The organism is Bradyrhizobium sp. JR3.5 (assembly GCF_054057015.1).
Map to the genome: position 1 here is coordinate 3,982,932 of NZ_JBSRYV010000002.1, position 17,055 is coordinate 3,999,986.

The window sequence follows — 17,055 nt, forward strand, 5'->3', positions numbered from 1 at the left end:
CAGCCGCGGGAATGGGTTGCAGGCAGTGTGGGCCGATATCAGCCGTGCGGAGCGGCAAGCTCGGCCGCGATGATGGCGCCGAGCGCCATGTCACTCTGCTGCCCGAAACCGTGATGCACGATGTTGCCGTCGCGGCCGATCAGGATGCTGGTCGGGGTTCCCTGCATGCCGTAGCGCTGCATGGTGATGGGGATCGGCGTGCCGTCGCCGGCTTCGTCGACGCCGATTGGGAAGGTCAGGCGGTATTCGTGGATGAAGGCTTCCAGCGCGACTTCCGTCATCGCCGCATGGTGTTCAAAGACGGTGTGCAGCCCGATCACCTGGAGGTCGGAATGCTTGAACAGCTCGAACGCGCGCTGGGTCTGCGGCGTGCCGTGGGTGACGCAGCCGGGACACAGCATCTGGAAGGCGTGCAGCAGAACCGGGCGGCCGCGCAGCGCGGCCAGGGTCAGGGGGGCGCCGGTGTTGAACCAGCGGGACGCGGCGATTTCCGGTGCTGGAGTCACGGCCTGGTTCCTTGCGCCTGCTATCTGGTGCAGGTTGGCAAGACCGGCGCGGGCCTGTCAACGGCGGGCGATCAAGACGCGCGTGCCGTGGCCCGGCGTGCGCGGCGCGCGGCACGGCGGCGCTGGATCCAGAGTCTCGCGCGGTCGAGATAGAGATAGACCACCGGCGTGGTGTAGAGCGTCAGGATCTGGCTCAGGATCAGTCCGCCGAAGATCGCGATGCCGAGCGGCTGGCGCAGCTCGCTGCCTTCGCCGAGGCCGATCATCAGCGGCACCGCGCCGAACAGCGCGGCGAGCGTCGTCATCATGATCGGGCGGAACCGCATCAGGCAGGCCTCGTAGATCGCATCGCGCGACGACAGCCCGCGCTGGCGTTCGGCATCGAGCGCGAAATCGATCATCATGATCGCGTTCTTCTTCACGATGCCGACCAGCAGGATCACCCCGATCATGCCGATAATGTCGAAATCGGTGTGCGACAGCATCAGTGCCGCCACGGCGCCGACTCCGGCCGAGGGCAAAGTGGAGAGGATTGTCAGCGGGTGGACGTAGCTCTCGTAGAGCATGCCGAGCGAGATGTAGATCGTCGCGAGTGCTGCGAGAATCAGGAACAGCTCGTTCGCCAGCGCCTGTTGGAAGATCTTCGCGGAGCCCGCGAACCCGCCGGAAATGCCCGCCGGCATGCCGAGCGCATGCATCGCGTTCTCGATCGTGGTGGTCGCGGTACTAAGCGAGACGCCCGGCGGCAAATTGAACGAGATGGTGCTGGCGACCAGCAAATCCTGGTGGTTGACCGCAAGCGGCGTCTCGCCATGCTCGAAGCGGGCGACGCTCGACAGCGGGATCATCGTCTCCGCGCTGGTCGAGACCGCGGTTCCGGTCGAGGCGACGCCCTTGCCGGTGGCGCCGATCGAGTTGGTCGCCTGATTGCGCACCACATTGGCGGCGACCGAGCTGATCGAGCTCTTCTGCGACGACGAGGCCACCGTGCCGGCCACCGCATTGGTGCTCTGCGTGCCGGTCGCCGATCCGCCCGAAGTCGAGATGTAGACCTCCTTCAGCGTCTGCGGGTCCTGTGAGAAGCGCGGCGCGACCTCCATGATGACGTGATACTGGTTGCGCGCGACGAAGATGGTCGAGACCTGGCGCTGCCCGAACGCGTCATAGAGCGTGTTGTCGAGCTGGCTGACCGTGATCCCGAGCCGCGAGGCGGCGTCGCGATCGATCACCAGATTGGCTTGCAGCGCCTTGTTCTGCTGGTCGGTGTTGACGTCGGCGAGCGTCGGCTCCTTCTGCAAGGCGGCGACGAGCTTGGGCGTCCACTCGTTCAGCTCCTCGAAGGTCGAGCCCTTCAGCGTGTATTGATACGCAGCGTTGCCCGAGCGCCCGCCGGCGCCGAGATCGCCGATCGATTGCAGGAACAGGGTGGCGCCCGCCACCTTTGCAAGTGGGTCGCGCAGCCGCTCGATCACCTTGTCGGCGCGCAGCTTGCGTTCGTCCATCGGCTTCAGCGAGGCGAACACGGTGCCGGTGTTGGTGCCGCCCGGACCCACACCGCCGCCGCCGGTGAAGCCGACGGCGGTATCGACCGCCGGATCTGACTTCACGATGTCGATGAACTGGGTCAGCTTCTGCTGCATCAGCTGGAACGAGGTGCTCTGGTCGGCCTGGATCGAGCCGATCAGCAGCCCGGTATCCTGTTGCGGAACGAAGCCCTTGGGCACCACCGTGTAGAGATGGACGTTCAGATAGAGCGTGCAGCCCAGGATCAGCATCACGAGCAGCGGATGCCGCAGCGCGAGGCCGAGCGTCGCGCGGTAGCCGCTCAGCATCAGCTCGAAGGCGCGCTCGTTGATCCGGTAGATCCAGCCATGCGGCTGGCCTTCCTCCTTGCGCAGCAGCACCGCGCACATCATCGGCGTCGTCGTCAGCGAGACCACCAGCGAGATCACGATCGCGATGGTGATGGTCATGGCGAATTCGCGGAACAGGCGACCGACCAGGCCGCCCATCAGCAGGATCGGCACGAACACTGCGATCAGCGACACGCTCATCGACAGCACGGTGAAGCCGACCTCGCGGGTGCCGACCAGCGTCGCCTCCAGCCGCGACATCCCGGCATCCAAGTGACGGGCGATGTTCTCCAGCACCACGATGGCGTCATCGACCACGAAACCGGTCGCCACCGTCAGGGCCATCAGCGAGAAGATGTCGAGGGTGTAGCCGAGCAAATACATCACCGCAAAGGTCGCAATCAGCGACACGCCGACCGCCACCACAGGCACCAGTGTCGCCCGCGCGTTGCGCAGGAACGCGAACACGACCAGGATCACCAGGGCGACGGCGATCAGCAGCGTGATCTCGACGTCGTGCAGCGAGGCCCGGATCGTCTTCGAGCGGTCCATCGCCAGCGTGATGTCGATCGCGGGCGAGACCGAGGCCTTGAGCTGCGGCATCAGCCCTTTCACGCTGTCGACCATCTTGATGATGTTGGCGCCCGATTGCCGGTACACGATCATCACGACGGCCGGCTTTCCGTTGGAAAGGCCGAGCGTGCGCACATTCTCCACGGAATCGATGACGTCGCCGACATCGGTCAGGCGCACCGCCGCGCCGTTGCGGTAGGCGACGACGAGCGGCCTGTAGTCGGCGGCCTTCCGCGCCTGGTCGTTGGCGTAGATCTGGTAGCGCTGATCGCCGACGTCGATGCCGCCCTTCGGGCTGTGCGCGTTGGCGCTCGACAGTGCGGCGCGGACGTCCTCGAGCCCGATGCCGTATTTGTAGAGCGCCGGCGGGATTAGCTCGACGCGCACCGCGGGCAGCGAGCCGCCGCCGACCGAGACTTCGCCGACGCCCTCGACCTGCGACAGCTTCTGGGCCAGCACGGTGGAGGCCGCGTCATAGAGCTCGGCCGGCGTCAGCGTGTCCGAGGTCAGGGTGTAGATCAGGATCGGCGCCGAGGCCGGGTTGAACTTGCGATAGGTGGGGTTGGCGCGGAGGTTGGTCGGCAGGTCGGCGCGCGCGGCGTTGATCGCCGCCTGCACGTCGCGCGCGGCGCCGTTGATGTCGCGGTCGATGTCGAATTGCAGCGTGACGCGGGCAGAGCCGAGCGAAGACGTCGAGGTCATTTCGGTGACGCTGGCGATCTGGCCGAGGTAGCGCTCGAGCGGGCTCGCCACGGTGGAAGCGACGTCGGCCGGGCTGGCGCCGGGCAGGGTCGCCTGCACCATGATGGTCGGGATGTCGACGTCGGGCAGCGGCGATACCGGCAGCTTGAAGAACGCAATGATGCCCGCCACCACCAGTCCAAGAGACAGCAGCGTGGTGCCGACCGGCCGGCGGATGAAGGGGGCGGAGAGGTTCATTGCATCAGTGTCGATGTTCGCGGATGAGCTTCTATCCGTCCGCGCCGCGATGCAAAAGCCTAAATGTCACAGGCCGCCGCCATACGCCCGCCGCGATTTATCGGATCGCAACAGACGCCTGACGATGGCCGTATTCCCGATTGCTCGTTCTCGACCGCGCGGAGGCGGACTACTTGGCTGCATTCTGGCTCGCGCTGACAAAGTAGAAATCCTCGCTTCCCGGCACCGAACCGTAGCTGAAGGGCTGCTGGCGCCGATCCGTCGCCGCCATGACGTCGTCGCGCACGAGGTCGAACAGCTTGCGGATCTCGATCCGAGGAGTCTGCATACGCTTGATCAGCGCGGTTACGAACGGGCTGTGGCCGCCCTCGCCGTCGAGCGCGACCTGGCCGTGCTTGGCGGCGTAGACCACCAGCGTGCCGCTGTCGGGTTCGACCTGGGTCAGTCCCCTGCCGATGGAACGTGACGCGACGGTGCGCTTGATCTGGTTGGCGAACGGATTGTCGCGACAGGCATCGAGAATGACGAGATGCAGCTTGCGCGCCCCTTCGGTGGCGCCCATCACCTGGGTCAGCGCGACGGCCTCGAACGGCACGTCGCGGTCGGTCGCGAGTTTCGCGTCGACCGGCACCAGATAGTTCTCGCCCGCCATCTCCATGCCGTGCCCGGCATAGTAGATCACGGCCCAGTCGGCGCCGTCAGCCGCGTTGGCGAATGATTTGAGGGCTTCGACCAGGCTGTCCCGCGAGGCGTCGCTGACGAGGCGGACATCCTGAAAGCCCACCGCGCGCAGCGTGTCGGCGATCGCCGCGGCGTCCTGGCCCGGGTTCGGCAGCATCGGGACGGATCGGTATTTCGAGTTGCCCACGACGAGGGCGATGCGCCGTTCGGTCGTTGTTGCCTTCTGGCCCGCGCCGATCGGCGGGATCGGAACGGCCGCGGCGAGTGCGGGGGCAGGATTGGCCGGGCCAGGTTTGGCCGCGCTGTGATCCGCAACGACGCTCTTCTCCGTGATCGCGACCTGATCCAGCCGTTGCAGGCCTTCCCTGGCGACGCGCTGGCCCTGCGTGCGGTCGAGCTGATCGAGGCCGATGACGTCGAGCGCATGCCGGAAGTCGGCGCGCGCACCCTCGACATCGCCCTTCTTCTCGTCGGCGAGGCCCCGCCGCGCGTAATTCAGCGCGCCCTGTGGGTTGAGTTGCGTGGCGTGGTCGTAGTCGCGCATGGCTTGGTCGAGCTCGCCTCTGCTGGCGAGCGTCAGGCCGCGCAGCGAGTAGAACTCGGCTTGCCCGTCCTGGATCGCGATCGCGCGGTCGATATCGCGTCCCGCATTGTCGAGATCGCCGGCGCTGATCTCGACCACGGCCCGGCAATAATAGGGGCCGGCAGCGCGCGGCGCGAGCTTGATCGCATCCTGGCAATGCAGCGCCGCGAGCCGGTCTTTGCCGCTGAAATCATAGACCAGCGCGCGATTGACATAGGCGTACCATGAGCTGGGATCGAGCTCGATGGACTTGCCGTAATCGGCCAGCGCGCGATCATAGTCCCCGGTGGCAACGAACAACTCGGCGCGATTGTTGAACCAGCCGGCGCTGAACGGACCGGCAGGCTTGAGCCGGATCGCCTGATCGAAGTCGCTCAGCGCGCGGTCATAGTCCTGGTTTTGCAGATAGACCTTGGCCCGCTGGCCGTAGGAGGGCGCAAACGACGGATTGATCGCGATCGATTGATCGTAATCCGATTTGGCTTTCTCCAGATCGCCCTTGTTATGCCAGGCCAGCGCCCGGTTGTAATAGGTTATCGCGAGGTCGCGTCCTCTGGGATTGGCCGCGATCAGGTGGGTGCAGGCGGGGATCGTGAGCTCCGGGTGCAGCTCTTTGGCGTCGCACGCCGCGCCATCCTCTCTCAGACCGGCATGAGATGGTGAGTTCAGCAGCAACAGCAGGCCGAGCGCGGCGAGCTTCAGCAATGAGGGGCGCATTCCAGTCATTCCATTCCAGCGACCGGAAATTGAAACCACAATATTGTTCGCGCCGTGGCAAAATTCCGCGAACCGGTTCCTCAATGCGCGAGATCGACGCCAATGGCGCGGCCGCACTCAGACCGAATCGAGCCCGTCCGCCGCACGTGCATCGCGATGCAGCGGGCCGGAATCATGCAGCATCGTCGCGAGCTGGTGCAGTTGCGCGCCGCGAAAGCCCTGCTTCTCGATCGCCGCGACGGTCGAGAGCACGTAGTCGCGGTTGTTGCCGGAGCGGCCGTGGCCCTGCTGCACCAGGCGCAGTTGCTCGGAGAGCGACAGCCGTCCGGCATATTGCACATGGCCGCGATCGACCACATAGGCCAGCGCACTGACGCGATCGCGCGCCGCATTCTCCAGCCACACCGAGCGCATCACCTCGCGGTAGACGTTGGTGGTCTGCTCGCGCGCCCGCAAATAGGCGATGGTGTCGTGGCGCAGGCCGGCGGCGACGCGGAACGCGATGCCGCGGCAGGCGCCGCCGCGGTCGAGGCCGAGCACCAGGCCCGGCTTCTCCGGCGTGCCGCGATGGTCGAACGAATAGACGCAGAGCGCGCGATGCTCGCCGATCAGCCGCGCCGGCACCTGCTCCAGGAACTCGAAGCCCGGTTTCCACATCAGCGAGCCGTAGCCGAACACCCAGAGGTCGCCGTCGGTTTCGGAATGGGGAGGATTTGCTGACATCGCGCAGATGGGCTAGCAGAACACGCCGTCGAAGCGAAGCAGATTCCGTGATGTCTCCAAGGGTTACGTAAGGGTTACGCAAAGGTTGCGCGAGGATTGCGCAAGAGGTGCGTAAGGGTTGCCCGCGGCTTGCTGCCGCTTCGATTTTGACAAATTCGCCCGCCAAAGGACGCCGCATGTCCGATTTGAACTCAGCCCCCCGCCGTCGCTCGCGCTTCGGCCTCTATGCCGTCCCTGTCGCAGTCCTGGTCGCCGCCGTGCTATGGAGCGGCTTCTGGTTCTTTGCCGCCTCGCAGGTCGGCGTGCAGGCCGATGCCTGGCGCGCGCAGGAGGCGAAGGCCGGCCGGGTCTATGATTGCGACAAGCGCTCGGTGGCAGGTTACCCATTCCGGCTCGAAATCCGCTGCGAGCAGCCCAGCGTGATGCTGGTGTCGCAGACCGCCTCGCCGCAAATGTCGTTCGTGGCACGGCTGGTCGAGATCCTGGTCGTGGCGCAGATCTATGATCCCAAGCTCGTGATCGCGGAGTTCAAGGGCCCGGCCACGATCGCCGAGCGCAATGCGCAGCCGACATTGTCGGTGAACTGGAGCCTTGGACGCTCGAGCGTGGTCGGCCTGCCGGCGGTGCCGCAGCGCGCCTCGCTGGTGTTCGACAATCTCGCCATCGACCGCACCGGCGGTCCCGCGCCGACACCGCTGATGCGCGTCAATCACATCGAGCTGCACGGCAGGCAGGTCGACGGCTCGGCGCCGGACAGCCCCGCGATCGAGACCGTGCTCCAGATCGCCGGCGGCACCCTGCAGGACGTGCATCCGCTGCTCACCCAGCCGTTCAACGCCGACATCCATGCGCGGCTGAACGGCCTGAAGGATTTCTCGCCCAAGCCGTGGCCGGATCGCTTCCGCGAGATCCAGGCCGCCGGCGGCAGCGTCGAGATCCAGCAGTCGCGGATCGAGCAGGGCGACGTCCTTTCGGTCGCGGCCGGCACGCTCCGCCTCAACGCCCAAGGCCGCATCGAGGGCGAGTTGCAGATGACGGTCGCCGGCTTAGAGCGCGTCATCCCCGCGCTCGGTATCGACAAGATGCTGGAGGAGGGCGTACCGCAGTCCACGCTCGATCGCGTCGCGCCGGGCGTGAAGAGCCAGGACCTCAGCAATCTGTTCGGCGCGCTGGATCGCGCGATCCCCGGCCTCGGCAAGGTGATCAAGCAGAACGCCAATGCCGGCATCTCCGCCGGCATCAATTCACTCGGCACCGAGGCGACGCTCGAAGGCAAGAAGGCGCGCAGCTTCCCGCTGCGCTTCGCCGATGGCGCGGTGTTTCTGGGTCCGCTGAAAGTCGCGCAGATTCCGCCGCTGTTCTAAGGGTGACGCTGCGAAGACATCCGTCATTGCGAGGAGCGATAGCGACGAAGCAATCCATGCTTCCGCATATGCGTCGCGATGGATTGCTTCGCTTCGCTCGCAATGACGGAGTGAACTCGCGGGGCGGGTTAGGCGAGGCCGTAACCCGCCATTGTTCACCGCCAGCTGTGCGGCGGATTAAGCTGCGCTGATCCGGCCTACGCACCTGCGCATCGTCAGGAATGCTCAAACGGGCCGACTTCGCGGATCACCTTGCAGATCTGCAGGAAGCCGCTGGCGTAGAATTCGGCATGTCCGCGCTGCATGGTTTCAACATGGTCCGGATGATGGCGCCAGGCTTCGAGCGCTTCTTCCGAGGCAAAGCGAAACAGGGTGAGCTCCTCGCCATCCGCCGCCTTGAACGATTTCACCGACAGGAATCCCGGAAGGCGGCTGACGATCTCGTACATGCGTTCGCCCAGCCGGTTGTATGCCTCGAGCGAGGCGCCATCTCGTAACTTCAGGTCACCGACCACAATGACTTCACCGATCATCTTGCTGTCCTTCGTCCATCGCATGTCCATGGCAGCCTGAAACGGCTGCCGAACGACAATTCGATCTCGTGACCGGTGTTGTTACGCGTGCGCCATCGCTCACCGCCGGCTGAGAGGTGAATTGTGCTGCGCAAAATCCACCCTCCGTACTGCGCGGACTCCTTAATCCCTCGCGCGCGATATCGTCCGTCGCGGCAAAACATTCCCGCGGCCGCGATGAGAAAAACGTGACCGGAATATTGCGGGCCGCCGCGAATATCAGTCCCCGAATACCGCTCTCTCTGGCCTGAGGAAACAACCTCGCGTGGGAGAGAAGCGATGCGAATTCTCGGGGGAATTCTGCTCGGCAGCATGCTGCTGTCGACTGGTTCTGCGTTTGCGGAAGACGATGCGTCCGAACTAAAGGCGTTGAAGGCACGCCTTAAGCAGCTCGAACAGAAAATGGAAGTACAGGCGCGCAAGGAGGAGGCGCTGGCGGCAAGACAGAGCGCAATGCAGAACACGCACATGACGGCCAAGGCGCCGGTGCCGTTCGATCCCTGCGCGTCGGGCAAGCTCTGCTACAAGGGCGTCACCTTCACCTTCGGCGGCTGGGTCGATCTCACCGGCATCTATCGCACCCGCAATCTCGCCTCCGACACCGGCTCGGTCTACGCCTTCATTCCGTTCCCGCAGAGCAAGAACTTCAACACCGGCGAGTCGCGCTTCTCGGCGCGGCAGACCCGCTTCTCGGTGCTCGCGGAGGCCGAAGTCTTCGCCAACACCCGCGTCGCCGGCTACGGCGAAATGGATTTCGAAGGCGCGGCGCAGACCGCGAACTCGGTCGCCACCAACTCGTTCAACCCGCGGCTGCGTCAGGCCAGCGTCGAGGTCAGTCGCACCGATCTCGGCCTGCACGTGCTTGCCGGTCAGAGCTGGTCGTTGAATGCGCCGAGCAAGGCCGGCATCGATCCGCGCTCGGTCGATGCGCCCGGCGTGATCGATTTCGAATCGGTGCCCGGCTTCCTCGCCGCGCGGCAGCCCGGCATTCGTGTCTGGCAGGACATCGGGCCCGAATTCAAGCTCGCGGTGTCGGCGGAAAATCCGCAGACGTCGTTCTTCGGCGGCAACACGCCGCTGGTCGGCACGCCGGCGGTTGGGCCACAGGGCGTGCTCAATCCGAACCTCCTGGTCAACCTCACCGGGCCGGGCGGCAGCTTCTTCAACAACGCCAACAATGTCAGCCTCAATCACGTGCCCGACTTCACCGTGAAGGGCGCGTGGGATCCGCGGCTTGGGCCCTACAAGCTGCATGTCGAAGGCTGGGCGATGTATCGCGACTTCTACGATCGCTTCAACTTCGCCAATCACGACGTCAACACGGTGAGCTTCGGCGGGCACTTCTCGGCGGAGATCGTGCCGAAGCTCTTGGAGCTGCAAGGCTCGGCGTCGCACGGTGCGCTCGGCCGCTTCACCGCCGCGCCGTTCCCGGATGCGACGGTGCGCCAGGACGGCTCGATCCAGCCGCTGCCGATCACGGCGTTCCTGCTCGGCACGGTCTGGCACACCACGCCGTCGCTCGATCTCTATGCCTATGCCGGCCTCGAGAAGACCAAGGCGACGTTCTCCAATGTCGGCACGGTCCCGTTCGGCTACGGCAACCCGCTCTACAACAATCTCGGCTGCAACATCGAGAACTCGCCGGCGGCGACTTGCAACGGCAACACCTCGGAGGTCAGGCAATACACGGTCGGTTTCTACGACACGATCTTCAAGGGCGACTACGGGGCGATCAAGGCCGGCGTGCAGTATTCCTATAACCAGCGCTTCGCCTTCCAAGGTGTCGGCGGCGCGCCGAAAACCGACGATCACATCGTCATGACCCAGGTCCGCTACTACCCGTTCTAGGACTCCGGTTACCTCGCCCCGCGTGCGGGGAGAGGTCAGATCGCATCGAAGATGCGATCTGGGTGAGGGGGAGTTTCCGCGAGTTCGCTAGCCAGCATTGTTGCGGAGACGGCCCTCACCCCAACCCTCTCCCCGTAAGAACCTATCAGATTCACACATTCTGAAGCCTTAGATTGGCGCCGTATTTGATGGCGTGGAACTTGGCAAGGCCGATGCGGATGACTTTGGGACCCGGCTTGCCGTAGTAGCCGGTCCAGCCGCCGAGGCGTGCGATGACCCAAGCGACAAAGGCCAGGGATCCCTTCGGGTGCGGATTGCGTTGCCGCTCGGTCTTGCCTTCGAGCCGGGCGGAGACGGCTTCGAGGATGGGTTGGTCGTCTGGCTCGAAGGCATCGCTCAGGAGCTGATCCGTGTTGCCGTCGCGGGCCTGGACGAGTTGCTTGATGGTGATGGCCGCAACGGCTGCAGCAGCGACGAAGTTGATCATGGCCTGCGGGTCGCCGATATCGGCTTCCTCTATATCGAAGCCTGCCGTCTTGAGCGTACGGAAGAACTCCTCGATCACCCAACGCGTCCGGTAGAAGCCGACCACTTGACGCGCGTCGTTCAATGTAGCGACAGCGTGGGTAGTCAAAAGCCGCCAATGCACAGGTGCGCTACCGTCTTTCGGCTCCGATACCTCGCGGACATCGACCAGCGTCAGGTGAGCCGTCTCGGGCAACGTCGGATCGGCTCCATGGAGCGGCCGGCATACGGCCACCGGCGCGAAGCGCACTGCGAACTCGGTATCGCGCGCGCGCCGTCCTGGTGCGGCGGGGACCGTCATGGCAACGCGCCCTTGTTCGGCCTGGGCGTCGATGAAGGTGAACAGCAAATCCGGGTCTTCTTCGGCCCCCTCGATCCGCCGATTCTGGCAGGCCCTCACAACCAATTCGACGTTTTGCGGACGCTTCACGAACAGTTCGTAAAAGTCGCTTTCGCGGTCCGATACCATCGTGACGCTGGCCGCCGCAGCCAGTACCTCACCCGCCCGTTCGCTGCTCTCGATCCATCGTTGCGATTCCTTAGCCGCCGTCGCCCGCTTGCGCCGTGGTGCCAACTCCTCTCGGTTACGGTTCCAAACCTGCATCGAGACCAGACCGAGCAACCCTTGCGTCTCGGCCTCTACCGCCAGTGCCACATGCAGCAACAAACCCGCGGCATTGCCTTTGGCGACCGGTCCGTAGCATTGTCGCGACCGCCGGCCGCCCAAGATCAATTCCGACGTGTCCTGTGCGACAACAACATGCCGACCAGCCGCTCGCTGCCCGGTGAGGTCTCCGGCATGCCGTGACATCTCTGCGGCCGTCACCGACGGATTGTGAAGAAGCCGGCGAAACTGCATCTCGCCCGCACGGTCCTCACCGAGGCGGCGGATGCACGAGCCAGGTCGGGCCACCAGCGCCGCATGCAGCCGCGCCCCCCTTTTTCCAGGCGACGATCGCCAAATCGTCCCAGTCCATATGCCACCCCGGCCATCAAAACCTCCACCGGCTTGCCTACCGATAGAGAATCCCGCTTTACCGCTAATCGCAACCCAGATGTGTGAATGCGATAGCCGTAAGAACGGGGAGTGGGAGCGTAGAGCTGGAAAGGAACATGCAGATGAGGATCGTGAGCAGAAAGGAGAGGGCCGTGATCGCCCGCGAACTGATGATGGTCAGCCGCGCCGCGCATGTGTTGCAGCGGACCGGCCTGGCGATGGCCGGTGCCATGGCCGGCACCTTCGTCGCCGCTCAGCTCGCGAAGGGACACATCGCTTTCTTCGGCACGCTTGCCTTCATCGTAACGACGATCGTGATCGGCGCCGTCGGCTTCTATCTCGGCATCGATATTCCAAGGCCCGCCTTGCGCGCCACGGGGCGCATTGATGCCGTCGAGCTCATGAGCGCGGGCGGCATCTTCCTCGCCGCGCTGGCTGCGCTGGTGTCGGTCTATGGCATCGTGTTCGACGAGATCCCGCCGCGCGCCTGGGAGTTCGTGATCGGCTCGTGGTGGTTCGGCGGCGATGTCATGCTGGCAACCGCCGGCCTCGTCGGCCGCCAGCGGCTGACCCAGAAGGTTGCGCCGATATCGGCGGCGGGGCCGATCCGGGATCAGCGACTGCGGCGATGAGGATCGGCGCGGTGGTTGTTTAATCGTCATGCCCGGGCTTGTCCCGGGCATCCACGTCTTGGGTTTCCAACGTGAAGAAAGACGTGGATGGCCGGGCAGAGGCGAGCGGAAGCGACGCCGTTCTTCGAACGGCTAAGCCCGGCGATGACGGCCAGGAATCGAAAGCGCTCTAGCCACCCCAGCCGAAGCGGTAGTTGAAGCCCACCTTGACGGTATGCTCGTCGCCCCTGAACCGGACGCCGACGATCGTGGCGGGGCCGCCGGCGAAGGTGGTGTTGCCGAAGTTGTAGTACTGATATTCGGCCTTCGCGGACCAGTTCCGCGCGAACATGTATTCGAGACCGCCGCCGAGGGTAAAGCCGCTCCGGTGACTGCCATTGGTTGCAACGACCACCGGAATTCCGCTGGAGCCGGCGCCGATATTGAGGTTGTCGCGGACGGCGTAACCGCCCTTGGCGTAGAGGAGCGCCGGGCCCCAGGCGTAGCCGAGCCGGCCGGTGATCGAGCCAAGCTGATTGCTTGTTACCAGGGTGCCTGCCGGAAGGGTCGAGCCTTTGCCACCGTTGCCGGTGAGCCCACTAAACTGAACCTCGGCACCGATCACCCAGTTCGATGCGAACTGGTAGTCGAAGCCACCCTGCAAGCCGCCCAGGAATCGGACCTTGTCCCCGCCCAGGCTGTTGTTGCCCGGGAAGGCACCACCGACGTGGCCGCCGATATAGAAGCCGGTCCAGTTATAGACCGCCTCCGGCGCCGTATAGGCCGGCGCCTTCGGATAGGTTCGCGCCGGAAGATCGGCCGCGAACGCGGGAGCCGCGCAGGCGATACCAGCGACCGCACCGAGCAGAAGCTTTTTCATGAGATTGGTTTCCCGTTGTTTTGGTTGTGTGGCGAAGTCCGGAGGACCGTCGTTCATGCGCGCGTGTCTTGTGGCGACTTGCGCATTGAAGGGTCTTCCTGCCCCGCTTCTGACCTATGACCTTGGGGCCGGCTCAAGCGGTTTATCGCCCGCCGCGCCGAAAAAGGCCTTGAGCCGGACCTAAGGTCACACCGTAAGGTACGGGCGAAAGGGCCTCCGTCGATGAACGAGCCGAGAGACAAAGCCGACAAGGACGTTTTGCTGACCGCGGCAGAGTGCGCCGCTCGCATCGGTCTCACGGTACGCGGACTTCGGCTCTATGAGAGCCGCGGCCTGATTTCGCCGCGCCGCACGGCGAAGAGTTGGCGGCTCTATGGGGCTGCGGAGATCAGCCGGCTGCACGAGATCCTCGCGCTAAAGCGAATGGGGCTCAGCCTGGCGCAAATCGCCAAGCTTCTCGAAGGCCGCGCGATCGACCTCGACCGAATCCTGGCCATGCAACAATCGTCGATCCTTCAACTGCGCAACCGCGCCGATGAAGGCCTTGCGCTGGTGAATGTGGCGCGTTTGAAGCTTTCCGCCGGCGGATCGCTCTCGATCGCCGACCTCATTGCGCTGGCCAAAGAGACCAACATGTCCGAAGCATCCTTCGATGCCGTCGCGCAACGGCGCTACGAACAGGCCCGGCCCCGCGCTGCGATTCAGATCGATCCCGGCGTGATAGAGCGCTACGTCGGTCATTTTCGATTTCAGACCGGCGGGCAGGTGGTGACGATCACACGCGATGGCGGTCATCTGTTCGCGAAGCCGCTCGGACAGTTCGCCTCGGAAATATATCCCGAAAGCGAGCACACGTTTTTCCTCAAGACCACGACGGCGCAGATTACCTTCGCCGTCGAGCCGGATGGAATCGCGAACGCCCTGACGCTTCATCAAGGCGGGTCGACGCACAACGCGACCCGGATCGGCGACCGGCAGGCCCAAGATGCGGCGGCCGCGTTGGCAAAGAAGATAGATAACAAGACGCCGTCGCCGGGAACCGAGGAGGCGATCCGCCGCCTGATCATCCAGCACCAGCAAGGTGGCCGTCGACTACGCCGGCATGAGCGACGTCATGGCGGCAGTGGCCCGCGAGCAGGCTCCGGCGATCATCGCCGCGCTGGATCTGGCCGGGGGCATGCAAACGATTCGCTTCAAGGGCGTCGGGCGAGACGGTTGGGATGTCTATGACGTCAACTTCGCCAATGTCGACATGGAATGGCGGATCATTTTGGCATCCGACGGAAAGATCGATGGCGTGTTGCTTCGGTCGCTACCTTGACCAGACGCGATGAAGCGGCGCTGCCGATCGGCGCCCGGCTTTCCCTGCGCCCTCTGATCTCAGAGCGGCGAAACGAAGAGCAAAGCTCGGGCAAATCGTGTCGCGAGAATACGAAGTTATGACCGCAAACAGCGCGACACACTCAGTGTCGTCCCTGCGAAAGCAGGGACCCATAACCACGAATGCCAGTTGTCATAGCGATACTGGGTTGACGAGCCCCTTCCGCAATATCCGGCGCGGAGTATCGGTCGCTGCTTTCGCAGGGACGACGGAGAGTGTGTGGACCGAGCCCCGGCTACTTCTTCAAATTCGCATGCGGCCGGCCGAAGTCGGGCGCGGCCGAATCCTGGCCGATCTCGACGATGCCGCGGCGGATGGCGCGGGTGCGGGTGAAGTGGTCGAACAGCGCTTCGCCGTCGCCGCGCCGGATCGCGCGGGTCAGCTTCGACAGATCCTCGGTGAAGGTGCCGAGCATCTCGAGCACGGCGTCCTTGTTGGCGAGGAACACGTCGCGCCACATCGTCGGGTCGGACGCTGCGATCCGGGTGAAGTCGCGGAAGCCGCCGGCGGAGAACTTGATGACCTCGGATTCGGTCACCTGCGCCAGCTCGTCAGCGGTGCCGACGATGGTGTAGGCGATCAGATGCGGCAGATGGCTGGTGATCGCGAGCACGAGGTCATGATGATCCGGCGTCATGATCTCGACCTTGGCGCCGAGCGCGGCCCAGAACGCGCGCAGCCGGTCGGTCGCGGCGGGGTCGGTGCCTTCGGGCGGCGTCAGGATGCACCAGCGGTTGATGAAGAGCTCGGCGAAGCCGGAATCCGGTCCCGAATGCTCGGTGCCGGCCACCGGATGCGCCGGGACGAAGTGCACGCCGTCAGGCAGATGCGGCGCCATGTCCTTGACGACGGCGCCCTTCACCGAGCCGACGTCGGAGATGATTGCGCCGGGCTTGAGATGGCCGGCAATCTCGGCCGCGACCGGACCGCAGGCGCCGACCGGAATGCAGAGGATGACGAGATCGGCACCCTTCACTGCCTCGATATTGGTCTCGACGACGCGATCGACGATGCCGAGCTCGGCGACGCGGGCGCGCGTCTTCTCCGAACGTGCCGTGGTCACGATCTCGCCGACCAGGCCTTGCGCGCGCGCGCCGCGCGCGATCGAGCCGCCGATCAGGCCGAAGCCGATCAGCGCGATGCGGTTGAAGAGCGGAGCCGTGGTCACGTCGGTGTTCACTTTCCAGCCAGGAAGTCGCGCAGGGCCCTCGACCACGAGGCGGTTGGCTTCCTCGTTGCCAATGGTCATGCGCAGCGCATGCGGCAGCTTGTAATTGTTGAGCGCGCGCAGCACGAGGCCGCGCCGGGTGAGATAGGCGTCGGCTTCCGCGGCGGTCTTGCCCTTGTCGGCCGGGAAGTGGATCAGCACGAAGTTGGCGACGCTCGGCGTCACCTTGAGTCCGAGCTTGCCGATCTCCTCGGTCAGCCAGTTGCGCCACTGCTCGGTGTGCGTCCGCGACATCTGCACATGCGCCGTGTCCTCGATCGCCGCCACCGCGGCCAGCATCGCCGGCGTCGTGACGTTGAACGGACCGCGGATGCGGTTGCAGGCATCGACGATATGCGCCGGGCCGAACATCCAGCCGACCCGCAGCGCGGCCAGGCCATGGATCTTCGAGAACGTGTGCGTGACCACCGTGTTGTCCGTGGTCGCGACCAGCTCGATGCCAAGCTCGTAGTCGTTGCGCGAGACGTAGTCGGCATAGGCGGCGTCGAGCACCAGCAGCACATGCGACGGGAGTTCGGCGCGCAGCCGCTTGACCTCGTCGAACGGGATGTAGGTGCCGGTCGGATTGTTCGGGTTGGCGAGCCAGACCAGTTTCGTGCGCGGCGTCACCACCTTGAGGATGGCATCGACGTCGGCCGTGAAATTGGTCTCGGCCGCAATCACGTTCTTGGCGCCGTTCGCCATCGTGGCGATCGGGTAGACCAGGAAGCCGTGGGTGGTCGAGATCGCCTCATCGCCGGGCGCGAGATAGGTGTGCGCGAGCAAATTGAGGATCTCGTCGGAGCCGGCGCCGCAGATGATGCGGTCGGGATCGAGCCCATAGGCGCGGCCGATCGCCTCGCGCAGCACGCGCGAGGTGCCCTCCGGATAGTCCTCGAGATGGTCAGCCGCGCCCTTGTAGGCCGCGATCGCCTTCGGCGACGGACCGAAGGGCGTCTCGTTGGCGGACAGCTTGAACACCTTGCGGCCCGGTTCCGGCACCGGGCTCTTGCCGGGCGTGTAGGGCGCAATATCGAGGATGCCGGGATTCGGCACGGGGCGGGACATCATCAACTCCGGATATACTAGGGCGGC

12 protein-coding genes and 1 pseudogene are annotated in these 17,055 nt (G+C 64.9%); 4 read left to right on the forward strand and 9 right to left on the reverse strand.

Features of this window, described 5'->3' with window-relative positions; translation table 11 throughout:
- Window positions 1-38 precede the first annotated feature (38 nt).
- The 4 genes from ACVWW1_RS35895 to ACVWW1_RS35910 all read right to left on the reverse strand — a co-directional run bounded on the left by ACVWW1_RS35895 (window position 39) and on the right by ACVWW1_RS35910 (window position 6,575).
- Window positions 39-506, reverse strand: a complete 468-nt coding sequence (locus ACVWW1_RS35895) for a peroxiredoxin family protein (protein ID WP_456659147.1) — start codon at window positions 504-506, stop codon at window positions 39-41.
- Between the two features lie 71 nt (window positions 507-577).
- Window positions 578-3,871: an efflux RND transporter permease subunit gene (locus ACVWW1_RS35900; protein WP_456659148.1), complete on the reverse strand. Its 3,294-nt coding sequence runs from the start codon at window positions 3,869-3,871 to the stop codon at window positions 578-580.
- Between the two features lie 169 nt (window positions 3,872-4,040).
- Complete coding sequence (locus tag ACVWW1_RS35905; protein WP_456659149.1) at window positions 4,041-5,852, reverse strand: caspase family protein; 1,812 nt, start codon at window positions 5,850-5,852, stop codon at window positions 4,041-4,043.
- Window positions 5,853-5,969: 117 nt separating this feature from the next.
- On the reverse strand, window positions 5,970-6,575 hold the full coding sequence (locus tag ACVWW1_RS35910) for a gamma-glutamylcyclotransferase (RefSeq protein WP_456659150.1): 606 nt from the start codon (window positions 6,573-6,575) through the stop codon (window positions 5,970-5,972).
- Window positions 6,576-6,751: 176 nt separating this feature from the next.
- On the opposite strand from ACVWW1_RS35910, the gene ACVWW1_RS35915 reads away from it, so the two are divergent.
- On the forward strand, window positions 6,752-7,939 hold the full coding sequence (locus tag ACVWW1_RS35915; protein ID WP_456659151.1) for a DUF2125 domain-containing protein: 1,188 nt from the start codon (window positions 6,752-6,754) through the stop codon (window positions 7,937-7,939).
- Window positions 7,940-8,154: 215 nt separating this feature from the next.
- Here the strand turns inward: ACVWW1_RS35915 and ACVWW1_RS35920 are convergent, their stop codons facing one another.
- Window positions 8,155-8,472: an antibiotic biosynthesis monooxygenase family protein gene (locus tag ACVWW1_RS35920; RefSeq protein WP_456659152.1), complete on the reverse strand. Its 318-nt coding sequence runs from the start codon at window positions 8,470-8,472 to the stop codon at window positions 8,155-8,157.
- Window positions 8,473-8,790: 318 nt separating this feature from the next.
- Here ACVWW1_RS35920 and ACVWW1_RS35925 point away from each other — a divergent pair, with 318 nt between their 5' ends.
- On the forward strand, window positions 8,791-10,359 hold the full coding sequence (locus tag ACVWW1_RS35925) for a hypothetical protein (RefSeq protein WP_456659153.1): 1,569 nt from the start codon (window positions 8,791-8,793) through the stop codon (window positions 10,357-10,359).
- A 151-nt stretch (window positions 10,360-10,510) separates the two neighbouring features.
- On the opposite strand, the gene ACVWW1_RS35930 is transcribed toward ACVWW1_RS35925, so the two are convergent.
- Window positions 10,511-11,743 (reverse strand): IS4 family transposase, encoded by a 1,233-nt coding sequence (locus tag ACVWW1_RS35930; RefSeq protein ID WP_456658950.1) that lies wholly within the window; start codon window positions 11,741-11,743, stop codon window positions 10,511-10,513.
- A gap of 290 nt (window positions 11,744-12,033) precedes the next feature.
- Between ACVWW1_RS35930 and ACVWW1_RS35935 the strand changes: the two genes are divergently transcribed.
- Window positions 12,034-12,513 carry a hypothetical protein gene (locus tag ACVWW1_RS35935; protein ID WP_224924647.1) on the forward strand — a complete coding sequence of 160 codons (480 nt, stop codon included), beginning with the start codon at window positions 12,034-12,036 and terminating at the stop codon, window positions 12,511-12,513.
- 169 nt (window positions 12,514-12,682) lie between these two features.
- On the opposite strand, the gene ACVWW1_RS35940 is transcribed toward ACVWW1_RS35935, so the two are convergent.
- The gene (locus ACVWW1_RS35940) at window positions 12,683-13,372 is read right to left on the reverse strand and encodes an outer membrane protein (protein WP_456660762.1); all 690 of its coding nucleotides are present in this window, start codon (window positions 13,370-13,372) and stop codon (window positions 12,683-12,685) included.
- Window positions 13,373-13,630: 258 nt separating this feature from the next.
- Here ACVWW1_RS35940 and ACVWW1_RS35945 point away from each other — a divergent pair, with 258 nt between their 5' ends.
- Window positions 13,631-14,602, forward strand: a complete 972-nt coding sequence (locus ACVWW1_RS35945; RefSeq protein WP_456659154.1) for a MerR family transcriptional regulator — start codon at window positions 13,631-13,633, stop codon at window positions 14,600-14,602.
- A gap of 386 nt (window positions 14,603-14,988) precedes the next feature.
- On the opposite strand, the gene ACVWW1_RS35950 is transcribed toward ACVWW1_RS35945, so the two are convergent.
- Complete coding sequence (locus ACVWW1_RS35950; RefSeq protein ID WP_456659155.1) at window positions 14,989-15,921, reverse strand: prephenate/arogenate dehydrogenase family protein; 933 nt, start codon at window positions 15,919-15,921, stop codon at window positions 14,989-14,991.
- A gap of 8 nt (window positions 15,922-15,929) precedes the next feature.
- Window positions 15,930-17,028: pseudogene (gene hisC / locus ACVWW1_RS35955) on the reverse strand (histidinol-phosphate transaminase).
- Window positions 17,029-17,055: the final 27 nt, after the last annotated feature.